We start from the raw sequence: 24,411 nt of genomic DNA, 5'->3' as shown, positions 1-24,411 counted from the left end.
TTATATTGCTCGGCAATTCGCGCCTTTGATCTTCCAGAAACGGACTTCGCTGCAAGGCTTCAAGGAGAGAACCCCATGACAAGCACCTCGAACAAACCCGAACTTGCGGCCCCGACCCTGGCGCAATCTCACAAGAGCGGCATCAACATTACCTCGGCTGCTCACTTGCTGATCGGCGTCGCGCCCTACCCCGGAATGGATGAAGGCGACCTGATCGAACTGTACTGGGACAACTGCTACGTAGCGTCGAAAGCACTGATTGTCGACGATGTCGGTCAACCCGTGCGACTGAGAGTGCCAGAGAGCTTCGTCGCTAACGGCACCTCGCACATCCACTACCGTGTCATGCAAGTTGGGCAAGACCCGGCGCTATCGCTGGCGACACGAGTGCAGATCAAGCTCGACTGCCCGGGCGGCCTGTCGCCTGCCGCGTCCGGCGATGAAAACCAGGGCCTGGCGCCAGTGAACATTCCCGAAACCATTCGCCGCCAGGGGGTCAACCCGAACCAGATCAAACGCGGCGTGCCGCTGACTATCGAGCCCTACCTGAACATGGCCATCGACGACGAAATCACCCTGCGCTGGGGCGACGTGCGCATGGACCTGCCCAAGCTCAAGGCTGGCGACATCGGCGAGCCGATCCAGGTCTGGGTGCCGCCGTCGATCATCCTCGAAGCGGGCGAAGATCTTCGCCTGGAAGTGACCTACTGCATCCTCGACCGCGTGGGCAATAACTCCCGCTGGGCGCCACCGCGGATGTTGAAGATCGGCTGTGCCAATCCCTACCTGAAAGTGCCGTTGAAAGAACAGCTCAAGGCTGCAGAAACCCGCAAATAGTAAAAATACCGCCGCCCCTGTGGGAGCGGGCTTGCTCGCGAAGAGGCCGTATCAGCCAACATCAATGCTGCCTGACACAACGCCTTCGCGAGCAAGCCCGCTCCCACAGGGGCGCGTATTCAGGTTTCACGACCGCTGCGCAGCCGAACTCAGGCCACCGCTGTTGCTACACAAACAACTGTTGCTCTACGGACAGACACCCTTCTATGCATATTCCTAAAAGTTAGTTTATTAATTATTTATACACGCTTAGGGTATATGCACCGGACCACCGGACATTCTTGTTATTCGTTCGCCGCATTGATTGCGGCGTTTCCATGAGATGTGAGGTAGGTATGGTCCGGAACACAATCACCCCAGTGCAGAACGCCAGGGCATTGCGTGCAGCCAAGGAGTGGCGCTGATGTCCAATCTGGCAGATGCAATCGTCCAGAGTGATCTGGATATCGCCCCCTGTTGTTGCCCGCGCAGGTTTTGCGCAACGACGCACAAGCCATCAAGGCTGCCCACGAACTGGCGCAAGTCGCCCGTTTGCAAGCCGCCAAACGTGACCAGCAGCGCAAGCTACCGTGGTCGGAAATCGAACAATTCACCCGCAGCGGTCTGGGCAGCATTGCCATCCCGCGCGAATACGGTGGCCCGCAGGTTTCGTTCGTCACTATTGCCGAGGTGTTCGCGATCATTTCCGCGGCCGACCCGGCACTCGGGCAGATCCCGCAGAACCAGTTCGGCATCCTGAACCTGGTACTCGGCAGCGCCACGGAATCGCAGAAAAAACAGCTGTTCAAAAGCGTGCTCGAAGGCTGGCGCATCGGCAATGCCGGGCCAGAACGCGGGACCAAAAACACCCTCGAACTCAAGGCACGGATCACTGCTGACGGCGACGGTTTTGTCGTCAGCGGCCAGAAGTTCTATTCCACCGGTGCGCTGTTCGCTCACTGGGTAGCGGTCAAGGCGTTGAACGATGACGGCAAGCAAGTGCTGGCCTTCGTCCGCCGTGGCACACCGGGTTTGCGCATCGTCGATGACTGGTCGGGCTTCGGTCAGCGCACCACCGCCAGCGGCACCATTTTGCTCAACAACGTGCGGGTCGACGCCGAGCTGGTGGTGGATAACTGGAAGATCAACGACAGCCCGAATATCCAGGGCGCCGTATCGCAACTGATTCAAGCGGCCATCGACGCCGGCATCGCTCGCGGCGCCATCGACGACGCCATCGAATTCGTGAAAACCCGCGCTCGGCCATGGATCGACGCCAAGGTCGAACGGGCCAGCGACGACCTGTACGTGATCGCCGACATCGGCAAACTGAAAATCGAATTGCACGCCGCTGAAGCGCTGCTGCGCAAGGCCGGGCAGGTGCTCGATCAGGTCAACGCCGCGCCGCTCACCGCCGAGTCCGCTGCCCGCGCCTCGATTGCCGTAGCCGAAGCCAAAGTGCTGACCACCGAGATCTCGCTGCTGGCCAGCGAAAAGCTTTTCGAACTGGCCGGCAGCCGCGCCACCCTTGCCGAATTCAACCTCGACCGTCACTGGCGCAACGCCCGCGTGCACACGCTGCACGACCCCGTTCGCTGGAAGTATTACGCCGTTGGCACCTACCACCTCAACGGCACGCTACCCGCTCGCCACTCCTGGATTTGACCAGACCTCTGGAGAAACACATGACTCTTTCTCACCACGTCGCGGTCATAACCAGCGATGAGCAAGCCCTGATCGTCGCCAGTGACCTGGCCGAAGATTTCAAACGCGACAGCGCCCTGCGCGACCGCGAACGTCGTTTACCGCACCCGGAACTGGAAGTGTTTTCCCGTTCGGGCCTTTGGGGCATCAGCGTGCCCAAGGAGTACGGCGGCGCCGAGGTTTCCAACGTCACCCTGGCCAAAGTGATCGCCTTGATTGCCCAGGCCGACGGCTCCCTTGGCCAGATCCCGCAGAACCATTTCTACGCCCTCGAAGTGCTTCGCGTGAACGGCAGCGAGGCGCAGAAAAAACGCCTGTACGCCGAAGTATTGGCCGGCCAGCGCTTCGGCAATGCCCTCGCCGAACTCGGCACCAAAACCGCCCACGACCGCGTCACCAGCCTGAAGCGCGACGGTGACGGCTATCGCATCAACGGCCGCAAGTTCTACGCCACTGGCGCGATTTACTCCCAGCGCATCCCGACCTCGGTGGTGGATGAAAACGGCGTGCAGCAACTGGCGTTCGTGCCGCACAACAGCAAAGGCCTGACCGTCATCGATGACTGGAGCGGTTTCGGCCAGCGCACCACTGGCAGCGGTTCGGTGGTGTTCGAAGACGTCTACGTCGCCGCCGAAGACGTGATGCCGTTTCAAAGTGCCTTCGAACGCCCGACCACCGTTGGCCCGTTGGCGCAGATTCTTCACGCCGCCATCGACACCGGCATCGCCCGCGCCGCTTACGAAGATGCCTTGCACTTCGTGCGCACCAAAACCCGGCCGTGGATTGACGCCACCCATGAAAAAGCCATCGATGACCCGTTGACCATCAAGAGCTTCGGCCACTTGGCGATTCGTCTGCACGCCACCGAAGCGCTGCTGGAACGCTCCGGCGAATTCCTCGACAAGGCCCAGGCAGAGATGAACGCCGAGACGGTCGCAGCGGCATCGATTGCTGTCGCTGAAGCCCGGGCCATCAGCACCGAAATTTCCCTCGCCGCCGGCAGCACGCTGTTCGAACTGGCCGGCAGCCAGGCGACCCTGATCGAACACGGTCTGGATCGCCACTGGCGCAACGCTCGGGTGCACACCCTGCACGACCCGGTGCGCTGGAAGTATCACGCCGTCGGCAATTACTACCTCAACGATGAAAACCCGCCGCTGCGGGGGACGATCTGATGGCCGACGCCAAGAAAAAGATCCTGCTCAACGCGTTCAACATGAACTGCATCGGGCACATCAACCATGGCTTGTGGACGCATCCACGGGACAACTCCACCGAATACAAAACCATCGAATACTGGACCGAACTGGCTCAGCTGCTGGAACGTGGTCTGTTCGACGGTTTGTTCATCGCCGACATCGTCGGCGTGTACGACGTCTACCAGAACTCGGTGGACGTGCCGCTCAAAGAGTCGATCCAGTTGCCGGTCAACGATCCTTTGCTGCTGGTCTCGGCTATGGCCGCCGTCACCAAAAACCTCGGCTTCGGCCTCACCGCCAACCTGACTTACGAGCCGCCGTATCTATTCGCCCGACGCATGTCGACCCTCGACCATTTGAGTCGTGGTCGCGTGGGCTGGAACATCGTCACCGGCTACCTCGACAGCGCCGCCAAGGCCATGGGTCTGAGCGAACAAGTCGAACATGACCGCCGCTACGACCAGGCCGACGAGTACCTGCAAGTGCTCTACAAGCTCTGGGAAGGCAGTTGGGAAAACGGCGCGGTGCTCAACGATCCCAAGCAGCGGATCTACGCCCAACCGGAAAAAGTGCACAAGGTCGAACACAAGGGTGAGTTCTATCAAGTCGAGGGTTATCACCTCTGCGAACCGTCGCCGCAGCGCACACCGGTGCTGTTCCAGGCTGGCAGCTCGGATCGCGGTTTGCTGTTCGCCGGGCGCCACGCCGAGTGCGTGTTTATCAGCGGCCAGAACAAACCGTCGACCAAGGTGCAAGTGGACAAGGTCCGCGCCAGCGCCGTCGAGGCCGGGCGCAACCCTGAGGACATCAAGGTATTCATGGGCTTGAACGTCATCGTCGGCGCCACCGAGGAACTGGCCTGGACCAAGCACGCCGAGTACCTCAGCTACGCCAGTGCCGAGGCCGGTGTGGCGCATTTCTCGGCGTCTACTGCGATCGATTTTTCCCAGTACGAGATCGACGAACCGATCCAGTACGTGAAGAGCAACGCGATCCAGTCAGCCACCAAAAACCTGCAAAACAACGACTGGACCCGACGCAAATTGCTTGAGCAGCACGCCCTCGGTGGCCGCTACATCACCGTGGTCGGCTCGCCTGAGCAAGTGGCCGATGAGCTGGAATCGTGGATCGCCGAAACCGGGCTGGATGGTTTCAACCTGACGCGGATTGTCACGCCGGAAAGCTATGTGGATTTCATCGATTTGGTGATTCCGGAGTTGCAGCGGCGAGGGTCGTACAAGACGGCTTACGACAGCGGCAGCCTGCGCGAGAAGCTGTTTCACGGTGAGGCGCATTTGCCGGAGCAACACACAGGCGCAGCGTTCCGCCGCTGATCTCTGTGGCGAGGGGGCTTGTCGGATCGCCGCACCGTCCCGTTCGGCTGCGAAGCAGTCGCAAAACCTGCGCACCGGTTTTACCTGACACACCATTATTGAATGGTTTGGGGGCTGCTTCGCAGCCCAGCGGGAGCAAGCTCCCTCGCCACAAATGCGTGCACACATTAAATAATTGACTGGAAAGCCATGATGACCAAGAAACTCCTGACCCACCCAGTCAAAGCACTGGCCCTGGCCCTCGGCCTCTTCAGCTCCGTCACCTTCGCCGCCGAAGCGCCGCTGAAAGTCGGCACCACCGCCGCCTTCGCCATCCCGCTGGAAGCCGCCGTCGAAGAAGCCTCCAAACAAGGCCTGAAAGTCGAGCTCGTAGAGTTCAGCGACTGGATCGCGCCGAACGTCAGCCTCGCCGCCGGCGACATCGACGTGAACTACTTCCAGCACATTCCGTTCCTGGAAAACGCCAAGGCTGCCGCCGGTTTTGACCTGGTGCCGTTTGCGCCGGGGATCATCAATAACGTCGGCCTCTACTCGAAGAAATACAGAAGCTTCGACGAACTCCCGCAAGGCGCCACCGTCGCCATCGCCAACGACCCGATCAACAGCGGTCGCGGGCTGCAACTGCTGGCCAAAGCCGGGCTGATCACCCTCAAACCGGGTGTCGGGTACAAGGCCACCGAAGAAGACATCATCGCCAACCCGAAGAAAATCAAAATCCTCCAGGTCGAAGCCGTGCAACTGGTCCGCGCCTACGACGACGCCGACCTGGTCCAGGGCTACCCGGCCTACATCCGCCTGTCGAAGACCTTCGATGCCGGCTCGGCGCTGCTGTTCGATGGCCTCGATCACAAGGAATACGTGATTCAGTTCGTGATCCAGCCAAAAAGCAAAACCGACCCGCGCCTGATCAAATTCGTCGACATCTACCAGCATTCGCCAGCCGTTCGGGCAGCGTTGGATAAGGCTCACGGCAAGCTCTATCAAGCCGGTTGGGAAAGCTGAAAATGACGGCCGCTATCCAACGGCGACTGGATATTCCAGAGCCCCACAATGCTGATCAAACTGAACTGCACCCGGAGCTCAACCGCGCCCATGTGCGCTTCATCGGGCTGGGCAAAACCTATAACGGCAAGCAAGGGCCGGTGGCGGCGTTGCATGGCATCGACCTGGCGATTCAGCGCGGCGAAGTGTTCGGCATCATTGGTCGTAGCGGTGCCGGCAAGTCGTCGCTGATCCGCACGATCAATCGCCTGGAACAACCGAGCACGGGCCGAGTGCTGATCGATCAGGTGGACATTGGCGAGTTCGATGAAGACCGTTTGGTGGCGTTGCGTCGGCGGATCGGGATGATCTTTCAGCACTTCAATTTGATGTCGGCCAAGACCGTTTGGCAGAACGTTGAGTTGCCGTTGAAAGTAGCGGGGGTGCCGAAGGACAAGCGCGAAAAGAAGGTCCGCGAACTGTTGGAACTGGTGGGCCTTCAAGAGAAGCACAAGGCTTACCCGGCGCAGCTTTCCGGCGGGCAGAAACAACGCGTTGGCATTGCCCGCGCGTTGGTGCATGACCCAGAGATTTTGCTGTGCGACGAGGCGACTTCGGCGCTTGATCCAGAGACTACTCAATCGATCCTCGGCCTGTTGCGCGAGCATCAATCAGCGCCTGGGTTTGACCATTGTGCTGATCACCCACGAGATGGCGGTGATTCGCGATATCTGCGACCGGGTCGTGGTGCTCGAACACGGAGGTGTCGTCGAGCAAGGGCCGGTGTGGGAAGTCTTCGGCAACCCGCAGCATGAGGTCAGCAAGACCTTGCTCGCACCGCTGCAACACGCCTTGCCGGAAGAACTGCAAAGCCGTTTGCGCGCGCAACCACAATCCTCGGATGAGGCCGTAGTGCTGCGTTTGCGATTCACCGGCAGCGCGACGGATGAACCGGATCTGGCGGCGCTGTTCGCCGCGCTCGGAGGCCGCGTGCGCCTGCTTCAGGGTGGCGTCGAGCGGATTCAGGGTCATGCGCTGGGGCAATTGCTGTTGGCGGTGACAGGCTCGTCCCTGGGCGCCGAGGAATTGCGTCAACGTGCCGGCAACTGGGCGCAACAGGTGGAGGTGCTGGGTTATGTGGTTTGATCGCTTGCTTCAGGGTTTTATCGACACCTTCCTGATGGTTGGCGTGTCGTCGCTTATCGCGCTGCTGGCAGGGATTCCGATGGCGGTGATTCTGGTCACCAGCGACAAGGGTGGCATCTACGAAGCGCCCCTGCTGAACCGCGTATTGGGCGCGTTCGTGAATCTGTTTCGCTCGATTCCTTTTCTGATTTTGATGGTGGCGCTGATTCCGTTTACCCGGCTGATCGTCGGCACCACCTATGGTGTTTGGGCGGCCGTCGTTCCGCTGACCATTGCCGCCACACCGTTCTTTGCGCGGATTGCCGAAGTCAGTTTGCGCGAGGTCGATCACGGGTTGATCGAAGCCGCGCAAGCGATGGGTTGCCGGCGCTGGCATATCGTCTGGCATGTGCTGTTGCCTGAGGCGCTGCCGGGGATTGTTGGCGGCTTCACCATTACGCTGGTGACGATGATCAACTCGTCGGCCATGGCCGGGGCGATTGGGGCCGGTGGGCTGGGAGACATTGCGTATCGGTACGGGTATCAACGCTTTGATAGCCAGATCATGTTGACGGTGATTGTGCTGCTGGTGGTGTTAGTGGCGATTATTCAGTTGGGCGGGGATCGGTTGGCTCGGGGTCTCAACAAGCGCTAGGAAAGTTGCGAACACTCATTGTGGCGAGGGGGCTTGCCCCCGTTGGGCTGCGAAGCAACCCCAGACCATTCAATGAAGCGTGTCAGGCAAACCCGACTGGCAGGTTTTGCGGCTGCTGCGTCAGCCGAACGGGACGGTGCGGCGATCCGACAAGCCCCCTCACCACAAAAGCTCATTCGCCACAGGTAATCACTGACCTGCGAAGGTAAGTTTTCGCACAAGAAAATCAGGGTGCCAGCAGGGCCAATCCCTTTCATTTGCAGGGCGTTTCCTAGATCATTCCGCTCGCTTGCGCCTGCCAAATCTGATGGCTAGTCTTCGGTCCGTCACTGCATATCAGTGATCGGGTTTAGTCGCCCGGATCTTTCTAGGCGCACAGCGCCACCTCTTTCCAGGTGTTTTCATTGCCTGAAAGTTATGGTGGCTGTGCGCAGGGCACCCTCGGGTGCGCCGGGTTGCCTAGAGACCGGTCGACTAACCTGCGTGCAGCCGCCACCCCTGTTCGTTTAGTCGCGATATCGGTTGGCTCCAATTAGCTCTAGGAGTTTTACCAATGAGAAAATCTGTCCCCGATCCACCTCCCGAACCATCCACCAAAGGCAATCCCACCGACGATCCGCCAAGAGACCGATCCGCGCTCTATCGTGCAATCGATTTCTACCTCACTGGCGAACAGCCTTCGGCCCCCGATGAATTGCGGTTCTACAACGTCAGTGAAGATGTGAGCTTCGAAGACGCCCAACTCTATTTGGCTGATCTGCTGCGTTGCGCCTCAGTCACGGCGTATCAGTGCGGTGACCAGCTCAAAGGGGCGGAACGCGCCATGGTGTTTTCGGTTTGGCATTTGCTGGAGATTGCCAAAGCGATGGTTGATCGCTCGATTGATTGTCTGGGGATGAAGCAGGGCTGATTCATCAGTCGTCAGTGAAACCGCCATCGCGAGCAAGCTCGCTTCCACAGTTGACCGCATTCCCCTGTGAGAGCGAGCTTGCTCGCGATGGCTGCGAAGCAGCCCCAGGTTTGATGGCGTATATTCGGCAAATCCCCATTGCCTGCGCAGCCCACCATGAAACAGACCCCCGACGACCTCCAGCAGATCACCGCCACCACCCTGGGCCATTACAACTCGGTGGCCGAAGGTTTTCGCGAGGGGACACGCGATCATGATGTGAGCCAGAACATCGACGCGTTGCTGCGGCACATCCAGGGTGAGGCGCCGTTCAGCATTCTCGATTTCGGCTGTGGACCGGGGCGGGATTTGCAGACCCTCACGCGCATGGGCCACACCGCTGTCGGCCTCGACGGTTCGGAGAAGTTTGCGCAGATGGCGCGTGAGGACAGCGGTTGCGAGGTCTGGCAGCAGGATTTCTTGAAACTTGATCTACCGGCGGAACGCTTCGACGGGATTTTTGCCAATGCGGTGCTGTTTCATATCCCGCGTCAGGAATTGCCTCGGGTGTTGAAGCAACTGCATGGGGCGTTGAAGCCGGGTGGGGTGTTGTTCAGTTCCAACCCGCGTGGGGAGAATCAGGAAGGCTGGAATGGGCCGCGGTATGGGGCGTATCACGACTTACAGGCGTGGCAGGCGTTGCTGACCGAGGCCGGGTTTGTGGAGCTGGAGCATTACTACCGGCCGGCGGGGTTGCCGCGCGAGCAGCAGCCTTGGTTGGCGAGTGTTTGGCGTAAGCCGGTGTAGTCAGGACCGACGCCTTCGCGGGCAAGCCTCGCTCCTACAGGGGGACCGCGTCCGGCAGGACAATTCGGTCAACTGTGGGAGCGGGCTTGCTCGCGAAGGTCTTCAGGGCGCCGAAGAAACCTGATAGTTCATCACCGCCCCGTCCACGCCAAACGCCGTGATGCTCTGCCCGGCCAACCGTTTGCCTTCAACTTCACGTTCGCGCACATCAAAATTCGCCACCAACCGTGTGCCATCGGCAAACGTCGTCTGCTGCACCAGGCGATCCTCCGTCAACCAGCGAAAATCCGTCATCGCCTCAGTTGCCAGTCGCTCATGCAGTGGCCGAAAAAACCATCCTGTCGGGCAATCACCGGCAGTCGCTGCTTCAACGTATCAGCGCTCAGGTGATAAAGCGGTGGCACGTTATAGAGCAACTGCGTCAGTTCATTCTCGGCCCGCACATTGCTCAGTTTCAGGCTGTCGAACAACCAGTGATGGGTAGTGATCACCGAACCGTGGAACACCGCCTGATACAGCGGCAACCTGGTTTGCGGGGCAAAGTGCACCGTGCGATAGGGTTCCTTGAGCGGCACCGTTTTGAAAAAGACCTGCGGCTGTTCGTTGGGAAACCAGCGCCCCAGGTAATACGGCGACTTGGGGTTCTTGCTCATGTCCGGATCGCCCCAGCCGATCACCGGGGTCTGCATGCCATGAGCAAACAGCACGCCCCGGGCCGTGGTGGCGTTGCCATCCTCGGAGCCGGCCGGCAGTTGCAGCGTCTCGTTCACCCAGCGCGAGGCGTCGATATTGCCCTCGGCGTTTTGCGCCTGGGTCATGCTGGCGCCGGGGCGATAGCTGTCGAACAGCATGCCGGTGGCGTAGGCATCGAGAAACCAGCTATTGAACCCGATCTTGGCCTGCACGGCTTTGATGCGAGCCTCGAGCAACGGCCGCACGCAACGCGGATCGGTGTAATGCCCGGATTGCTGGAAACCGCTTTTGAAGGCGCCGCCGTTCAAGACAATCGCACACTCAAGATTGGCCCGTGAGCCGAGGTGCGCAGTGGTCCAGTCCGGGTTTTCAGTGGTGGTCAACGCCGTTTCATAAGAGTCGTACGGCGCCACCAGATAACCGGCGGCCACGCCTTGGCGTACCGTTTCGGGATGCCAAAGACCGCCCTCCCAGCCCTCACCGAGACCCAGCCACAAGCGCGATAACCCGGCGGCTTGCAACTGCTCAAACGTTCTCGGCGACAACGTGCTACCCCAGCGTTCGGGGGCTGGGGTCAGCGCTTCGGCAAAGGCTTTAGCCACTTCCGTGCGCAGCCGGCCATACCCATCAGCGAGTTTTTGCATGTCCGGCTCAGCGACTGCCTGCCAGCCGCTTCGCGCCTTTTTGTTCAACGCGCCATTGAGGCTGCGCAGCAAGGTAATTTGCTGGTAACGGTCGAGGGGTGGCTGGGCACGGCTCAGGATCCCCCGCGTTTCGGCGTCGAAACCGCCGCGCAACTCGCTGGCCAGAACGCCTTGCCCACGCAACAGTTTCAGCAGCGCCGGCCAACTGCGCACATCGTCGAGGCCCAATAGATCATTGCCCCACAGATAAACATGACTGGCTCCCAGCAGTTTTTTTGCCTCGGGAGTTTTCAGCAGTTTGTCGCTCAAGGATTCGTATTGCCCGTTGTCGATCAACCATTGACGATAGCGTTTGGCACCGGCCAACGGGTCGGCATCACCCAACGCCAGTGTAAATGTCAGCGGTGTGCCTGGTTCAAGCGAGGTGAACTCGTGACGGGCGGCCAGCGCCAGGGTCTTGCCCTCGGCGCTGAACGTCAGGCGATTGTTGTAAGGATTGGTCATCAGCCAGTTCAACGTGAAGCGACCGTGATCGACGCCCCACAACGGCAGGCTCAAGTCCTGGGTGGTATTGAACTCGCCCTGATCGAGCAAAAAGGATTGCCACAACGGATCGCCGGCCGACACGTAATGCCCCTCGGCGAGCGGCCAGATCAGGCCTTTGCCCATGGCGCTGCCCGGTTGTTTGAGGAAGCCCAGCTCACCCGGATCGCGAGCGCTGATGGACAGGGAGAGGTCACGCTGATCGAGACTGGCGCTGAGTGTCCAGGCGCCGTCATCCCATTGCCAGTCCGCTCGGTTGGCAGTCTGCTTGAGTTGGCTGACATTGTGCGAGGCGGCACCGGCCGAGGCCTCTACCGATTGCACCTGTGCGGGCGTGACACGAATCGCCAGGGTCGCAGGATCGAGTTCGACACGCCACAGCGGGTTTTCCAAAACGATATTGGCCAAGGCCCAAGGCGAGAACAGCAAGGTGCAGATCAGCAACAGATTGCGATGGAGAGGCGGCATGGGGTTGTCCCTTCTGCGTCAAGAGCAGGGAGGGTAAGCAACCGGGACGCAAATGTCGGTCAGTAAAGTGTTGGGAAATTGTAGATCGCCTTCGCGGGCAAGCCTCGCTCCTACAGTTGACCGCATTCCCCTGTGGGAGCGGGCTTGCTCGCGAAGGCGTGTGTCAGCCAATTTAGATGCTGAATGACACACCGCTTTCGCGAGCAAGCCCGCTCCCACAGGGTTTGTGCCTTACCGTGCGTCTTTCTTCGGCTCGCGGATTTTGTACCAGGCCACATACAGCGCCGGCAAAAACAGCAGCGTCAGCAATGTCGCGATGATAATCCCGCCAATCATCGCGTAAGCCATCGGCCCCCAGAACACTTCCCGCGCAATCGGGATCATCCCCAAACTCGCCGCCGCCGCCGTCAGCAGAATCGGCCGGCGACGATGTTCCGTTGCTTTTGCCACCGCATCCCACGGCTCAAGGCCTTCCTTCTCCAGCGCATCGATCTGCGTCACCAGAATCACCGAGTTACGAATGATGATGCCGATCAGCGCCAGGATCCCGAGGATCGCCACGAAGCCCATCGGCGTGCCCGTCGGGATCAGCGCCAGCACCACGCCGATCAAGCCGAGTGGCGCGACGCTGGCCACCAGGAACAGTTTCTGCACGCTGTGCAGTTGGATCATCAGGAAGGTCGCCATCAAAAACAGCATCAACGGCACGACCTTGGCAATCGGCCCTTGGGCCTTGCCGCTTTCCTCGACCGTACCGCCAGTGGCGACCTTGTAACCCACCGGCAAACCGGCGGCGAATTTATCGATGGTCGGTTGCAACTGTTTCACCAGGTCGGTCGGCTGGATCTCATCGCGCACCGCAGCCTTGATGGTGATGGTCGGTTTGCGGTCGCGACGCCAGACCAGCGGCTGCTCCAGTTCATAACGAACCGTGGCGAAGGCCAGCAGCGGAATCGAGGTGCCGCCCGGCGTGACGATTTGCAGGTTTTGCAAGGTTTCCGGCGTACCGCGCTCGGCGTCTTCGGCGCGACCGACGACGTTGATCAGGTAGATATCATCGTCCACTTGGGTGATCGGCGAGCCGACGACGATGCCGTTCATCAGGTTGGCCACGTCCTCCGACGACAGCCCCAGTTGCCGCGCCTTGTCCTGGGCGATGTCGATGCGCAGGACTTTGCCCGGTTCGTTCCAGTCGTAAATGATTTCGCCGATGTGCGAGTTTTTATCGAGCTCGGTGGCCAGTTCGATCGCGTGCTTGCGCACCTGATCGATGTCCTTGCCGCTGACCCGGTACTGAATCGGCCGCCCCACCGGCGGGCCCATTTCCAGCGCCTGGACGTAGCTGCCGATGCCGACAAAGTCTTTGCGCAGCCGCTCACGCAAGCGCTGGCTGAGCGCGGTGCGCGATTCCAGGCCTTTGCTGACGATCACCAGTTGCGCGTAGTACGGGTTCTGCAATTGCTGGTCGAGGGGCAGGTAGAAACGGATCGCGCCTTCACCGATGTAGGTGCTCCAACGCACAATGTCCGGGTCGTCCTTGAGCGTGGCTTCGAGCTTGTCCACAGCCTTGCGCGTCTCGCCTATCGAGGCGTTTTGCGGCAGGTTGAGGTCGACGAGGATTTCCGGGCGGTCGGACGACGGGAAGAACTGGTTCTGCACAAATTGCATGGAAAATACCGACGCCACGAACAACGCAACGGTGATACCAATCGCCCACCAGCGATTGCGCATGGCCCAGAACATGCCGCCATTGAACGCCCGGCCGATGCGACCCGGCTCGGCGGAATGCGGTTTCACATTGGTGCTGAGGATGTGCACGGCAATTACCGGGGCAAACAGCACCGCGACCACCCATGACACCAGCATCGCCACGGCGATCACCGCGAACAGTGTGAAGGTGTACTCGCCGGCCGAACTGGCGTTCAAGCCAATCGGCACAAAACCGGCCACGGTCACCAGCGTACCGGTGAGCATCGGGAACGCGGTCGAGGTGTAGGCGAACGTCGCCGCCTGCTCCTTGGTCTCGCCCATTTCCAGGCGTGTGACCATCATCTCGACCGTGATCATCGCGTCGTCCACCAACAGACCGAGGGCGATGATCAACGCACCGAGGGAAATCCGCTGCATGGTGATGCCGCTGTATTCCATGAAGACGAAGACCATCGCCAACACCAGCGGAATCGAGCACGCCACCACCAGCCCGGCGCGCACGCCGAGGCTGATGAAGCTGACAATCAGCACGATCACCACCGCTTCGAACAACGCGCTGGTGAAGCCGCCGACGGCTTTTTCCACCACGTCGGCCTGGTCGGACACGTTGTGTACACCCACGCCCACCGGCAGGTCGGCGGTCAGGTCGGTCATGCGCTGATGCAACGCCTTGCCGAATTCCTGGATGTTGCCGCCCTTCTTCATCGCAATCGCCAGGCCGATGGCCGGGTGACCGTTGAAGCGAAATTCTGGCGTCGCCGGGTCGACGTAGCCACGGCTGATGTCAGCAATATCGGCCAGGCGATAGAAACGGTCGTTGAGCCGCAGGTTGACGTTGGCCAGGTCTTTCTCGGACGCAAACTGCCCGGAGGTGCGCACGGAAATCCGCTCCGGTCCGGCCTCGATCACCCCGGCCGGGGTCACGGCGTTCTGCGATTGCAGGCTCTGCACCACTTGGCGCTGATCGATGCCCAGCGCGGCGAGTTTGCGGGTGGAGAAATTCAGGTAGAGGACTTCATCCTGCTCACCGACCATCTCGACCTTGCCGAGCCCCGGTACATCGCGGATCGCCGCTCGCACCTGTTCCACGTAATCGCGCAACTGGCGCATCGACAAGCCGTCGGCGGTGAAGGCGTAGATCGAACCGAACACATCGCCGAATTCGTCGTTGAACCCCGGCCCTTGCAGGCCTTTGGGGAAGTCGCCGCGAATATCGTTGATCTTCTTGCGCACCTGGTACCAGATTTCCGGAATGTCCTTGGCACTGGTGGTGTCGCGCAGGTACACGAACACCGTCGATTCGCCGGGTCGGGTGTAGCTTTTCACGTAGTCGAGGGAGTCGAGTTCTTCGAGTTTTTCTCGATGCGGTCAGTGACCTGCTTAAGGGTTTCTTCCTGGGTCGCGCCCGGCCAGCGGGTCTGTATGACCATGGTTTTGATGGTGAACGAGGGGTCTTCCTCGCGGCCGAGGTTCATGTACGAGAACACGCCCATCAGCAGCGCAACGAACATCAAATACCAGACAAACGACTGATGCTTGAGGGCCCAATCGGATAAGTTGAAACTCCCTTTCATTGTGGGCTGCCCTCGTCGACTTTGACTTTTTGCCCGGGTTTCAGGCTGTTCACACCGGCACTGACCACACGCTCACCGGACTTCACGCCGTCGGCCAGCACCACCGTTGAATCGGTGCGGCTGATCAGGCTGACGTCCCTTGGGGCAACGGTCTGGTTCTGCGGATCAATGATCCAGATGCGGGTTTTGCCATCGACCTCTTGCAGGGCGCTGAGCGGTAATTCGATGCGCGGTTTGATCGCCGAGCTGAGGGTCACGCTGATCGCTGTGCCGAGGCGAAAACCCGGCGGCGTATCAGCCAGGGTCAGCCGGGCGCGACGTGTACGGGTAGCACTTTGGGCCTGGGGTTCGATTTCGCGGAGGGTCGCGGTGCTGGTGATGCTCGGGTCCAGTTGCGCTGCGACCTGGAACACCACGTCCGTTGGCAACTGATCGACCAAGGTGTCGGGCAGGTCGATCACCGCTTCCTTGATATCCGGTTGCGCCAGGGTCACCACTTGCTGGCCGGCGGTGACCACTTGCCCGGCTTCGGCATTCCACGCAGTGACGATGGCTTTGTGATCGGTGCGCAGTTCGACGTAGTTGAGCTGGTCCTTGGCCTGGCTGACCGAGGCCTTGGCCTGATCGAGGGACGCCTGAGTGGTTTTCAGGTCGGTCTGGGCGATGTCCAGTTGCGCCTGGGCGCCGACTCCGCGATTGAACAGTTCTTGCTGGCGTCGGGCGCTGGCCTGGGCATTGATGAATTGCGCCTGGATGCGTGCCAGATCGCCTTCGGCCGAGCGCAATTGGTTCTGCTGATCGGTAGGGTCGAGGGTGGCAAGCAAGGCGCCCTTCTCGACTTCAGCGCCGACATCGACATTACGGCTGGCGATGCGACCCGGCACGCGAAAGCCGACATTGCTTTCGTAACGGGCCTGGATGCTGCCGGCGAAGCGTCCGAGCTCTTCCTGATTCAACGCTTTGACTTCGATGGACAACACCGGACGCACCGGTTCGGGCGGCGGTTCTTTTTTGAGCAGGCGACCAACAGCAGGCCAGCGGACAACAGCATCAGGCGCTTCATGGCTGGGCTCCTGGTGCCAAATCCTTATAGGTGTTTTCGGCGATCTCGACTTTCATTCCCGGGTGCAACAACTGGCCGCCGGCGATGATGACTTTTTCGCCACCCTCCAGACCGCCGCTGATGATCACTTTGCCGGTCAGGTAGCGGCCAACGGTGACAGTGTGCAATTGGGCTTTGCCGTCAGCGTCCACTAGCCACACGGCCGGGTCACTGAGGTTTTTGGTCAGGGCTGACCAAGACAATTCCACGGCGGATTTGCCCGGTGTCTTGGCGGTGGCGCTGACCACCGAACCGAGTTGCATGCCTTCGGGCAATCCATTGAGGGTGACTTTGACCTGCACGGTGCCGGTCTGCGCGGACACCGCCGGGGTGATTTCCCGAACGGTGCCGGTGGTTTTGATCGCGGGGTTGTCGAGCAGGCTGACCACCACCGATTTATCCGAGGGCGGCTCGGCCAGCAGCGATTCGTAGACGTTGAACACCGCGTCGCGCTCACCGTCCCGGGCCAGGCTGTAAATCGGCACCGTGGCTTGCACCACCTGGCCGACTTCGGCCTGGCGCGCGGTGATGATGCCTGGCGCATCAGAGATCAGCGAGGTGTAGCTCAGTTGTTCGCGGGCATTGGCCAGTTGCGCCTGGGCGGCGGTCAGGGCGCTCTGGCTGCTGCGCAACGCCGCTTGGGCGGCATCGTATTCGCTTTGGCTGGTGTAGCCCTTGGGCAGGAGTTTTTGCTGGCGGACAAACGCGGCGGCGGTCTGTTTGACGCGCGCCTGTTCGGCGACGACTTGGGCCTGGGCTGAATCGACGTTGGTCTGCAGGTCTTTCGGGTCGAGTTTGGCGAGCACTTGTTTGGCCGACACCCGGTCACCGACATCGACCATGCGCTGGATGATCTTGCCCCCCACGCGGAACGACAACTCGGTCTGCACGCGGGCCTGGACGTCGCCGGTGAGGGTCACCGAAGCGGCGTAATCCGCGGGTTTGACGGCTTGCACGAAGACACGCGGCAGGTCTTTCTCGACCGGTTTTTTATCGCCGCAGGCGGACAGCAGAGCGAAGACGCCCAGGCCCACTATTATTTTCAACCCGGTACCCGCCATGCAGACTCCTTTTCGTTGTACGAACGTGCAAGTGACGATACGACTGTGAGCTTAGAACAGGGTTCCACCCGCGCACGGGTTTGCTGCAAACCCTGGGGCCAACAACATTCCTATAGCCCTGTGAATAACCTGTGGCGAGGGGCTTGCCCCCGTTGGGCTGCGAAGCGGCCCCGCTGTTTTCTCAGATACACCGCGTCTGCAGGTATTGCGACTGCTGCGCAGTCGAACGGGGGCAAACCCCTCGCCACAAAGGCTCGCTCCCACAGGGGATCACGGTGTGGCCGACAATAAGGCAAACTGGCCACCTATGCAGCAGGAAGCTCCCCATGCTCAAAACCCTCGCGGTGGCCAATTACCGCTCGATCAATAAATTGGTGATCCCGCTGGGTCGGTTGAACCTGATCACCGGCCCCAACGGCAGCGGCAAGTCCAACCTCTACCGCGCGCTGCGCCTGCTGGCGGAAACCGCTCAGGGCGGCGTGGTCAATGCGCTGGCCCGTGAGGGTGGGCTGGATTCGACGTTCTGGGCCGGCCCGGAAACCATCACCCGGCGCATGCGCAGTGGTGAAGTTCCGATTGAGGCCAGCGTGCGTCATGGCGTCAAACGCCTGCGACTGGGGTTTGCCGCTGAGGACTTCAGCTACGCCATCGCCTTAGGCCTGCCTGAAAAAACACTGTCGTACTTTTCCATGGACCCGGAAATCAAAAGGAATGCATCTGGTCCGGACCGTTCTACCGCCCCGCCAGTCTGCTGGTGGACCGCGAAGGCCCGATGATTCGCGCCCGTGAAGGGCGCAACTGGGACGTGCTGGCCCAGCACACGCCGAATTTCGACAGCTTGTTCGATCAGGTCGGCAGCTTTCGCACCTCACCGGAAGTCATGCAGCTACGTGAGTTCATCCGCCGCTGGCGCTTCTACGATCACTTTCGCAGCGATGCCGATGCCCCGGTGCGCCAGCCGCAACTGGGCACTCGCACGCCGGTGTTGCATCACGACGGCCGCGACCTGGCTGCCGCGTTGCAGACCATTCGCGAAATCGGTGACCCGGACGCCTTGCAGGCCGCCATCAGCGATGCATTTCCCGGCGCGCGATTGAACATCGCGCCGTTGCAGGGCGGACGGTTTGCGATTGAGTTTTATCAGGAAGGGTTGCTGCGGCCGTTGTCGGCGGCGGAGTTATCGGACGGGACGTTGCGTTATTTGCTGTTGGTCGCGGCACTGTTGACGCCTCGGCCGCCGACACTGATGGTGCTGAACGAGCCGGAAACCAGCCTGCATCCGGACCTGCTGCCGGCGTTGGCGCGGTTGATTATCCGTGCGTCCGAGCAGTGTCAGGTGTGGGTGGTGTCCCACGCCCGGCGGTTGATCTCGGCGTTGCAGGAAGACCGGGAGTGCAATTGCATTGTCCTGGAGAAGACCCTGGGCCAGACCGGGATTGTCGGGCAACGGGTGCTGGATGAACCGGCGTGGTATTGGCCGGATTGAGCGGCGCCTGATAAACCGCTTTCGCGAGCAAGCCCGCTCCCACAGTTGACCGAGTTGCCCAGGCGGACGCGGTCCAATGTGGGAGCGGGCTTGCTCGCGAAGGCGATCGAAAGATCACCGCATCGGTCAGGTCATCACCCCTGCCACTTCCCACCCTCAACAATCACGCTCTCAGGCTTGGTGTCATCGCTCAGTTCTTTACGCACGTACTGGTCGTACAGCTTGAGCAGATATTTCTCTTCACCCAACTTCGCCAACTCGGTATTCACCCAGTCCCGCAGTTCGATGTTGCCCTTCTTCACCGCCGGCGCAATCGGTGCCTCTGCGCCCAAGGTCTGCTCCAGCACACGGTAGCCAGGGTTTTGCTTGGCCCAACTGAACAGCACCAGATTGTCCTGGGCATAGGCATCACCACGACCATTGGCCAGGGCTTGCAGGGACTCGGAGTTTTTCTCGAACTTCAGCAGTTTCCAGTCCGGATGGTTTTTGGTCAGCCAGATATCGGCCGTGGTGCCAGTGGTGACGATGGTGGTGCGGCTCGCCAGGTCATCAAGATTTTTCACCGAGCTGCCCTGCGGCACGAGCGCCTGCACCGCAACCTTGAGGTTCGGGTTGGTGAATTCCACCGCTTCCTTGCGCTCCGGGGTGACGGTCATGTTGGCCAGGATCAGGTCGACCTTGTCGCTTTGCAGGAATGGAATCCGGCTGGCCGGTTCCACCGCGACGAACTCGACTTTGTTTTCATCGCCGAGCAAATCCTTGGCGAATTGACGGCCAATGTCGGTATCAAAACCAACGTAGCGCCCGGCCTCATCGACGAAACCGAACGGCGGTTTGTCGGTAAACACGCCGACGATCAACTTGTCCCGTGCCTTGATTTTTTCCAGGTAGCTGGCCGCCGGGGCCGCGCTGGCACTGGTGGCCGCTGGCTTGGCGGGTTCATCGGTTTTGTTGCAGCCGGCCAGCAGCGCGAGGCCGAACAGCGGCAGTAGCAAGAGTGAAGACTTGGCAGTTTTCATAGCAGTTCCAGTTCCTTTGTTTGAGTCTTTTTGGGCAGGGCTTCGACGTAGGAGAACTTCTCCAGGAACTGCTGCGCTCGTGCGGTTTGCGAGTTCGTAAAGAAAAGCTCGGGAGGGTTTTGTTCGAGGATGCGCCCGGCGTCCATGAACACGATGCGGTCGGCCACCGCCCGGGCGAAGGCCATTTCGTGGGTGACGATCAACAGCGTCATGCCTTCGCGGGCCAGGCCCTGAATCACTTCCAGTACTTCCTTGACCATTTCCGGATCAAGGGCGGCGGTGACTTCATCGAACAGCATGACGTTGGGGTTCATGCACAGCGAGCGGACGATGGCGATGCGTTGCTGCTGGCCACCGGAGAGCTGACGCGGGAAGGCGTCGCGCTTGTCCAGCAGGCCCACGCGCTCGAGCAACGCTTCTGCCTGGGCACGAGCCTCACGGCGTTCGCGCTTTTGTACTTTGAGCGGGCCGAGCAACAAGTTATCGAGCACGTTCATGTGCGGGAACAGGTGATAACTCTGGAACACCATGCCTATCTGCTGCCGCACATCACGCCAATCGGTGCCCTTGTCCAGCAGCTCGCGGCCGTTGAATTTCAAGCTGCCGCTGTGGGCGACTTCCAATCCGTTGAGGCAGCGCAGCAAGGTACTTTTGCCACAGCCGCTGGGGCCGAGGATGACGATCACTTCGCCTGACTTTACTTGCAGGTCGATCTCGTTGAGCACCTGCTGCTCGCCGAAAAACTTGTTGAAACCCTTGAACTCGATCAATGCGCTCATGCTTGCGTCCAGCGCCGCTCCAGCACGCGCGAAGCGGCCGACAGCGGGTAGCAGATGAAAAAGAAAAACAGAAACAGTGCGCCGTAGATCAGCACCGATTCGTAAGTACGCTCGATGATCTGTTGGCCGACCTTGATCACATCCACCACACCGATCAGCACCGACAGGGAACTGGTCTTGATGATTCGCGTGTAGACGTTGATGGTCGGCGGCGTCATGCGTTTCAGCGCCTGGGGCAACAGTACGTAGCCAAACAGTTGCGGGCCGTTCAGACCAATCGACAACCCCGCCTCACGTTGCCCGCGAGGCAACGAAAGCAATGCGCCACGGACCACTTCGCCCACCTCGCTGGCGCCCCACAGCGACAGCACCAGCACCGCGCACCAGAAGCTTGGAATGCTCAGGCCAAAGAAAATCGGCAGGCCGAAAAACAGCAGGTAGAGCCAGACCAACACCGGGATCGCCCGGAACAGCTCCAGATAGATCCGCAGGATCGCGTTCAGCCATTTTGAATTCAGTGTGCGCAACACGCCGTAGAGCACGCCGCCGACGGTGCTGATAGCGATGCTCAGAAAAGAGATCGATAACGTTTGCGCAGCGCCCTTGCCCAGTTGCGGCAACGACACCCAGAGCAACTCAAGACCCGAACTGGCCATGCTGAAGCCTCCTTTCCAGACGGCTGAGCAGCAGCGACAGCGGCAAAAACAACAGCACGCAAATCAGCGTCAGCACGGCGAGCATTTCGTAGGTTTTGTAGTAGAGCGCGATGTAGCTTTTGGTGGTGTAGAGAATCTCCGGCACCGCCACCGCCGAGACCACGGTGGTTTCCTTGAGCAGGAAAATGAAATTGGCGAACAGCGACGGCAGGCTGAGAATCCCGGCTTGCGGCAGGATCACGTACCGCAACAATTGCCCGTGAGAGAGGCCAATGGAGCGACCGGATTCGAGTTGTGCTTGCGGTACGGCATCGACCCCGGCGCGCAGCACTTCGGTGAGGTAAGCGCCGCCGAGGAAGGTCATGGTGATAATCGCCGCCGCGAACCCGGAAACGCTGATGCCCAGGGCCGGCAAGGCGAAATAGACGAAGAACAGTTGGATCAACAGCGGCGTGTTGCGCGCCAGCTCCACGTACAGCCCGACCAGGCGCTGCAAGTAAGGCGTGCGCAACACCAGAATCGTCGCGTTGATCAGCGCCACCAGCAGCGAGGTGCCGATGGCAATGAAGCCAACCTGCAGCGTCACGCCCACGGCTTTGAGAAACGCCGGCAGGGTGCTGAGGATAAAAGCGTAATCGAAGGTCATTGAACATCCTGGACGCCGCTCGGTAAGCGACGGTGGTGCAGTCCATGGGCGGTGGATAACCACCCGGCAGGCACCGACTTTAAAGGTATAAAAAGAAGAATTTAAATACCGTTAAAGCATATTGATATCACGCAAAAAACTATCTCGTGGATTTGCGGCGACAAAGGAAGACGACTATTTTCCTTTGCACTGTAGGAGGGATCTTTTTTCAAAAAGTCCCTCCAAGGACGGACAGCTTTTGGCCAGACTCCCCGGCCAAACCATCACAAGGAAGAGAAAAATGGCTGACGTAAAAGTGCCGCAGCGGCTGGACCCGCAAGACATCGTGAAGTTGTTGGTGGCGTTACGCAGGGCGTTGAAGGCCAGGGTGGCCTGAATCTCCTGAAACACACAGATCCCCTGTGGGAGCGGGCTTGCTCGCGAATGCGGTGGGTCAGACGGCATCAATTTCGACTGACACACCGCATTCGCGAGCAAGCCCGCTCCCACAGGGGTTTCGTGCAAGTACACAAAAACGCCGACGCTGTATCAGCCGTCGGCGTTGAAACCTTGAAGGGGTTTGTTGCTGCGTCGAATCAGAACGCCGGCAGTACCGCGCCTTTGTATTTCTGTTCGATAAAGGCTTTCACTTCCGGGCTGGTCAAGGCTTTGGCCAGTTTCTGGATGGCATCGCTGTCCTTGTTGTCTGGACGGGCGACCAGGAAGTTCACGTAAGGCGAATCAGCACCTTCGATCACCAGTGCATCTTTAGCCGGGTTCAGGCCCGCTTCCAGTGCGTAGTTGGTGTTGATCATGTCCAGGTCGACTTGGTCCAGAACACGCGGCAACATCGCGGACTCAAGCTCCTTGAACTTGAAGTTGTGCGGGTTCTTGGCGATGTCTTTTGGGGTAGCCAGGGCGTTTTTCGGGTCTTTCAACTCGATCAGGCCAGCCTTCTGCAGCAGGATCAGGGCACGGCCGCTGTTGCTGCCTTCGTTAGGGATAGCGATGGTTGCGCCGTCTTTCAGCTCAGCCAGGGTTTTGACTTTCTTCGAGTAGCCGCCGAACGGTTCAACGTGCACACCGATCACGGTGACCAGGTTGGTGCCTTTGCCTTCGTTGAAGCTTTTGAGGTACGGCAGGGTCTGGAAGTAGTTGGCGTCCAGACGCTTCTGGTCGACCTGCACGTTCGGTTGAACGTAGTCGGTGAAGACTTTGATTTCCAGATCCACGCCTTCTTTGGCGAGGGTTGGCTTGATCAGTTCAAGAATCTCGGCGTGTGGAATCGGGGTCGCCGCCACCACCAGTTTCTCGTTAGCCTGGGCCAGGCCCGCAGTCAGGGCAGCCGCCAATGCGGTGAACAACAGAACCTTTTTCATGCAGTGTCCTTATCGGGAATCACGGTCGCTTATGGCGACGGCTATTAGTACGAGTGCCAGTGAAGTGCTATCGCTGGCGTGATGCGGACAATACCGGGATTTTTATTCCCGAACAATATCTTTTATTCACTTTGATATTCCATTTTGTTCATACAGCTCTGGCCCGCCGCTTACCGAATGTGGGAGCAAGCTCTCTCCCACAGGGTTACAGCGCTTGGCTCAAGCTTTCGAGTAGGTCCTTGAGGGCCGAACGCTCGGCAACCGTGCCGTTTTTGCTGACTTGCGCAACTTGCCGCTCAATCTGCACCAACGACGGCAACACCTCCGGCAGATTCAAATGCTCCGGCAAGATCTCATCCCCGGTACTCACCAGCAGCGCAAAGTGAATGACGTTCTCCAGTTCCCGGGTATTGCCGGGCCAGCTATGCGCCTCCAGCACATGCTGCGCCGCATCACTGATCAACGGCACCGGCAAGTCCAGGCGCTGGCTGTAGATGCCAAGGAAATACTCGGCGAGGGACAGAATGTCGCCCACCCGCTCACGCAAGGCCGGCAACTCAAGCTGCCCTTCGCTGAGGTAGTGATAAAGCCGTTCATGAAATTTCCCGGCCGCCACCGCCTGGCCCAGGTCGATGCTGGTGGCGGCGACCAGGCGCACGTCCACCGGGCTCGGCTGATGAGCGCCGACGCGGGTGACTTCGTGGTTTTCCAATGCTGAGAGCAACTTGATCTGGATTGGCAGCGGCAGATCGCCGATTTCATCCAGATACAGCGTCCCGCCATTGGCCGAACCGAACCAGCCAGCCCGGCTGCTGGCCGAACCGGTGTAACTGCCGGCGGCATAGCCGAACAACTCGGCATCAGCGTACGTCGGGCTGATCGCGCCGCAATTGACCGACACGAACAACCCGCCGCGATCACTGGCGCGGTGGATGTGGCGGGCGAGCAATTCTTTACCGCTGCCGGTTTCACCGCGAATCAATACCGAAATGGCGCGCGGTGCCAGTTGCTCCAATTCCTGGCGCAACTGCCGCGAACGCGGATCAACAAACACCAGCGCCTTGGCGCGGATGCTCAGAGGACTTTTTCTGCATCGGGGAAGGTCAGCAGCGGCTGACCGAAGGCTTCAAAACTCATGGCAGACTCCCGCCCAAAACCGCCG

At 60.0% G+C, this 24,411-nt stretch carries 14 protein-coding genes and 6 pseudogenes; 10 read left to right on the top strand and 10 right to left on the bottom strand.

What is annotated here, in order from left to right; genetic code table 11:
* The first annotated feature begins 75 nt into the window (after nucleotides 1-75).
* The 9 genes and pseudogenes from RHM58_RS09590 to RHM58_RS09550 all read left to right on the top strand — a co-directional run bounded on the left by RHM58_RS09590 (nucleotide 76) and on the right by RHM58_RS09550 (nucleotide 9,510).
* Nucleotides 76-837 carry a hypothetical protein gene (locus RHM58_RS09590; RefSeq protein WP_322270194.1) on the top strand — a complete coding sequence of 254 codons (762 nt, stop codon included), beginning with the start codon at nucleotides 76-78 and terminating at the stop codon, nucleotides 835-837.
* Between the two features lie 453 nt (nucleotides 838-1,290).
* The gene (locus RHM58_RS09585; RefSeq protein ID WP_416195324.1) at nucleotides 1,291-2,481 is read left to right on the top strand and encodes an SfnB family sulfur acquisition oxidoreductase; all 1,191 of its coding nucleotides are present in this window, start codon (nucleotides 1,291-1,293) and stop codon (nucleotides 2,479-2,481) included.
* A 20-nt stretch (nucleotides 2,482-2,501) separates the two neighbouring features.
* Nucleotides 2,502-3,695, top strand: a complete 1,194-nt coding sequence (locus RHM58_RS09580) for an SfnB family sulfur acquisition oxidoreductase (RefSeq protein WP_322270193.1) — start codon at nucleotides 2,502-2,504, stop codon at nucleotides 3,693-3,695.
* Nucleotides 3,695-5,053 (top strand): LLM class flavin-dependent oxidoreductase, encoded by a 1,359-nt coding sequence (locus tag RHM58_RS09575; RefSeq protein ID WP_322270192.1) that lies wholly within the window; start codon nucleotides 3,695-3,697, stop codon nucleotides 5,051-5,053. Before RHM58_RS09580 ends, RHM58_RS09575 begins: the two co-directional genes overlap by 1 nt.
* 192 nt (nucleotides 5,054-5,245) lie before the next feature.
* Nucleotides 5,246-6,055 carry a MetQ/NlpA family ABC transporter substrate-binding protein gene (locus RHM58_RS09570; protein WP_201199675.1) on the top strand — a complete coding sequence of 270 codons (810 nt, stop codon included), beginning with the start codon at nucleotides 5,246-5,248 and terminating at the stop codon, nucleotides 6,053-6,055.
* A 2-nt stretch (nucleotides 6,056-6,057) separates the two neighbouring features.
* Nucleotides 6,058-7,180, top strand: a pseudogene (locus RHM58_RS09565) (methionine ABC transporter ATP-binding protein).
* Complete coding sequence (locus tag RHM58_RS09560) at nucleotides 7,170-7,814, top strand: methionine ABC transporter permease (protein WP_322270191.1); 645 nt, start codon at nucleotides 7,170-7,172, stop codon at nucleotides 7,812-7,814. Before RHM58_RS09565 ends, RHM58_RS09560 begins: the two are co-directional and overlap by 11 nt.
* A gap of 553 nt (nucleotides 7,815-8,367) precedes the next feature.
* Nucleotides 8,368-8,724, top strand: coding sequence for a DUF6124 family protein (locus RHM58_RS09555; protein ID WP_322270190.1), 357 nt, complete (start codon nucleotides 8,368-8,370; stop codon nucleotides 8,722-8,724).
* A 156-nt stretch (nucleotides 8,725-8,880) separates the two neighbouring features.
* Nucleotides 8,881-9,510: a class I SAM-dependent methyltransferase gene (locus tag RHM58_RS09550; protein ID WP_322270189.1), complete on the top strand. Its 630-nt coding sequence runs from the start codon at nucleotides 8,881-8,883 to the stop codon at nucleotides 9,508-9,510.
* A gap of 102 nt (nucleotides 9,511-9,612) precedes the next feature.
* On the opposite strand, the pseudogene RHM58_RS09545 reads toward RHM58_RS09550, so the two are convergent.
* The 4 genes and pseudogenes from RHM58_RS09545 to RHM58_RS09530 form a co-directional block, all read right to left on the bottom strand.
* A pseudogene (locus tag RHM58_RS09545) lies at nucleotides 9,613-11,858 on the bottom strand (glycoside hydrolase).
* A 231-nt stretch (nucleotides 11,859-12,089) separates the two neighbouring features.
* A pseudogene (locus RHM58_RS09540) lies at nucleotides 12,090-15,142 on the bottom strand (efflux RND transporter permease subunit).
* Nucleotides 15,139-16,205: pseudogene (locus RHM58_RS09535) on the bottom strand (efflux RND transporter periplasmic adaptor subunit). Before RHM58_RS09535 ends, RHM58_RS09540 begins: the two co-directional pseudogenes overlap by 4 nt.
* Nucleotides 16,202-17,305: an efflux RND transporter periplasmic adaptor subunit gene (locus tag RHM58_RS09530; protein ID WP_322270188.1), complete on the bottom strand. Its 1,104-nt coding sequence runs from the start codon at nucleotides 17,303-17,305 to the stop codon at nucleotides 16,202-16,204. The pseudogene RHM58_RS09535 and the gene RHM58_RS09530 overlap by 4 nt, the downstream one beginning before the upstream one ends.
* Before the next feature lie 326 nt (nucleotides 17,306-17,631).
* Between RHM58_RS09530 and RHM58_RS09525 the strand changes: the two are divergent.
* Nucleotides 17,632-18,791 (top strand): annotated as a pseudogene (locus RHM58_RS09525) (AAA family ATPase).
* Nucleotides 18,792-18,925: 134 nt separating this feature from the next.
* On the opposite strand, the gene RHM58_RS09520 reads toward RHM58_RS09525, so the two are convergent.
* The 6 genes and pseudogenes from RHM58_RS09520 to RHM58_RS09495 form a co-directional block, all read right to left on the bottom strand.
* Nucleotides 18,926-19,810: a transporter substrate-binding domain-containing protein gene (locus tag RHM58_RS09520; protein WP_201199649.1), complete on the bottom strand. Its 885-nt coding sequence runs from the start codon at nucleotides 19,808-19,810 to the stop codon at nucleotides 18,926-18,928.
* A complete protein-coding gene (locus tag RHM58_RS09515) occupies nucleotides 19,807-20,589 on the bottom strand; it encodes an amino acid ABC transporter ATP-binding protein (RefSeq protein ID WP_322270187.1) in 783 nt (260 codons plus the stop codon). The genes RHM58_RS09520 and RHM58_RS09515 overlap by 4 nt, the downstream gene beginning before the upstream one ends.
* Nucleotides 20,586-21,245, bottom strand: coding sequence for an amino acid ABC transporter permease (locus tag RHM58_RS09510; protein ID WP_201199639.1), 660 nt, complete (start codon nucleotides 21,243-21,245; stop codon nucleotides 20,586-20,588). The genes RHM58_RS09515 and RHM58_RS09510 overlap by 4 nt, the downstream gene beginning before the upstream one ends.
* Complete coding sequence (locus RHM58_RS09505; protein ID WP_201192451.1) at nucleotides 21,226-21,891, bottom strand: amino acid ABC transporter permease; 666 nt, start codon at nucleotides 21,889-21,891, stop codon at nucleotides 21,226-21,228. Before RHM58_RS09505 ends, RHM58_RS09510 begins: the two co-directional genes overlap by 20 nt.
* A gap of 575 nt (nucleotides 21,892-22,466) precedes the next feature.
* Nucleotides 22,467-23,249 carry a MetQ/NlpA family ABC transporter substrate-binding protein gene (locus RHM58_RS09500; RefSeq protein WP_201199637.1) on the bottom strand — a complete coding sequence of 261 codons (783 nt, stop codon included), beginning with the start codon at nucleotides 23,247-23,249 and terminating at the stop codon, nucleotides 22,467-22,469.
* A 205-nt stretch (nucleotides 23,250-23,454) separates the two neighbouring features.
* Nucleotides 23,455-24,386: pseudogene (locus RHM58_RS09495) on the bottom strand (sigma 54-interacting transcriptional regulator).
* Nucleotides 24,387-24,411 lie beyond the last annotated feature (25 nt).

Origin of the sequence: Pseudomonas sp. 10S4 (assembly GCF_034344865.1) — a bacterium.
In the GTDB taxonomy this organism is placed as follows: Bacteria; Pseudomonadota; Gammaproteobacteria; order Pseudomonadales; family Pseudomonadaceae; genus Aquipseudomonas.
Note: the sequence above shows the minus strand (reverse complement) of the source record. Positions and strands in the feature narration are given on the sequence as shown.

What these genes read in the sequence shown, in the direction of transcription:
- RHM58_RS09590 (WP_322270194.1), top strand. Translation starts at nt 76, where the DNA reads ATGACAAGCACCTCGAACAAACCCGAACTTGCGGCCCCGACCCTGGCG.
- RHM58_RS09580 (WP_322270193.1), top strand. Translation starts at nt 2,502, where the DNA reads ATGACTCTTTCTCACCACGTCGCGGTCATAACCAGCGATGAGCAAGCC.
- RHM58_RS09575 (WP_322270192.1), top strand. Translation starts at nt 3,695, where the DNA reads ATGGCCGACGCCAAGAAAAAGATCCTGCTCAACGCGTTCAACATGAAC.
- RHM58_RS09570 (WP_201199675.1), top strand. Translation starts at nt 5,246, where the DNA reads ATGACCAAGAAACTCCTGACCCACCCAGTCAAAGCACTGGCCCTGGCC.
- RHM58_RS09560 (WP_322270191.1), top strand. Translation starts at nt 7,170, where the DNA reads ATGTGGTTTGATCGCTTGCTTCAGGGTTTTATCGACACCTTCCTGATG.
- RHM58_RS09555 (WP_322270190.1), top strand. Translation starts at nt 8,368, where the DNA reads ATGAGAAAATCTGTCCCCGATCCACCTCCCGAACCATCCACCAAAGGC.
- RHM58_RS09550 (WP_322270189.1), top strand. Translation starts at nt 8,881, where the DNA reads ATGAAACAGACCCCCGACGACCTCCAGCAGATCACCGCCACCACCCTG.
- RHM58_RS09530 (WP_322270188.1), bottom strand. Translation starts at nt 17,305, where the DNA reads ATGGCGGGTACCGGGTTGAAAATAATAGTGGGCCTGGGCGTCTTCGCT.
- RHM58_RS09520 (WP_201199649.1), bottom strand. Translation starts at nt 19,810, where the DNA reads ATGAAAACTGCCAAGTCTTCACTCTTGCTACTGCCGCTGTTCGGCCTC.
- RHM58_RS09515 (WP_322270187.1), bottom strand. Translation starts at nt 20,589, where the DNA reads ATGAGCGCATTGATCGAGTTCAAGGGTTTCAACAAGTTTTTCGGCGAG.
- RHM58_RS09510 (WP_201199639.1), bottom strand. Translation starts at nt 21,245, where the DNA reads ATGGCCAGTTCGGGTCTTGAGTTGCTCTGGGTGTCGTTGCCGCAACTG.
- RHM58_RS09505 (WP_201192451.1), bottom strand. Translation starts at nt 21,891, where the DNA reads ATGACCTTCGATTACGCTTTTATCCTCAGCACCCTGCCGGCGTTTCTC.
- RHM58_RS09500 (WP_201199637.1), bottom strand. Translation starts at nt 23,249, where the DNA reads ATGAAAAAGGTTCTGTTGTTCACCGCATTGGCGGCTGCCCTGACTGCG.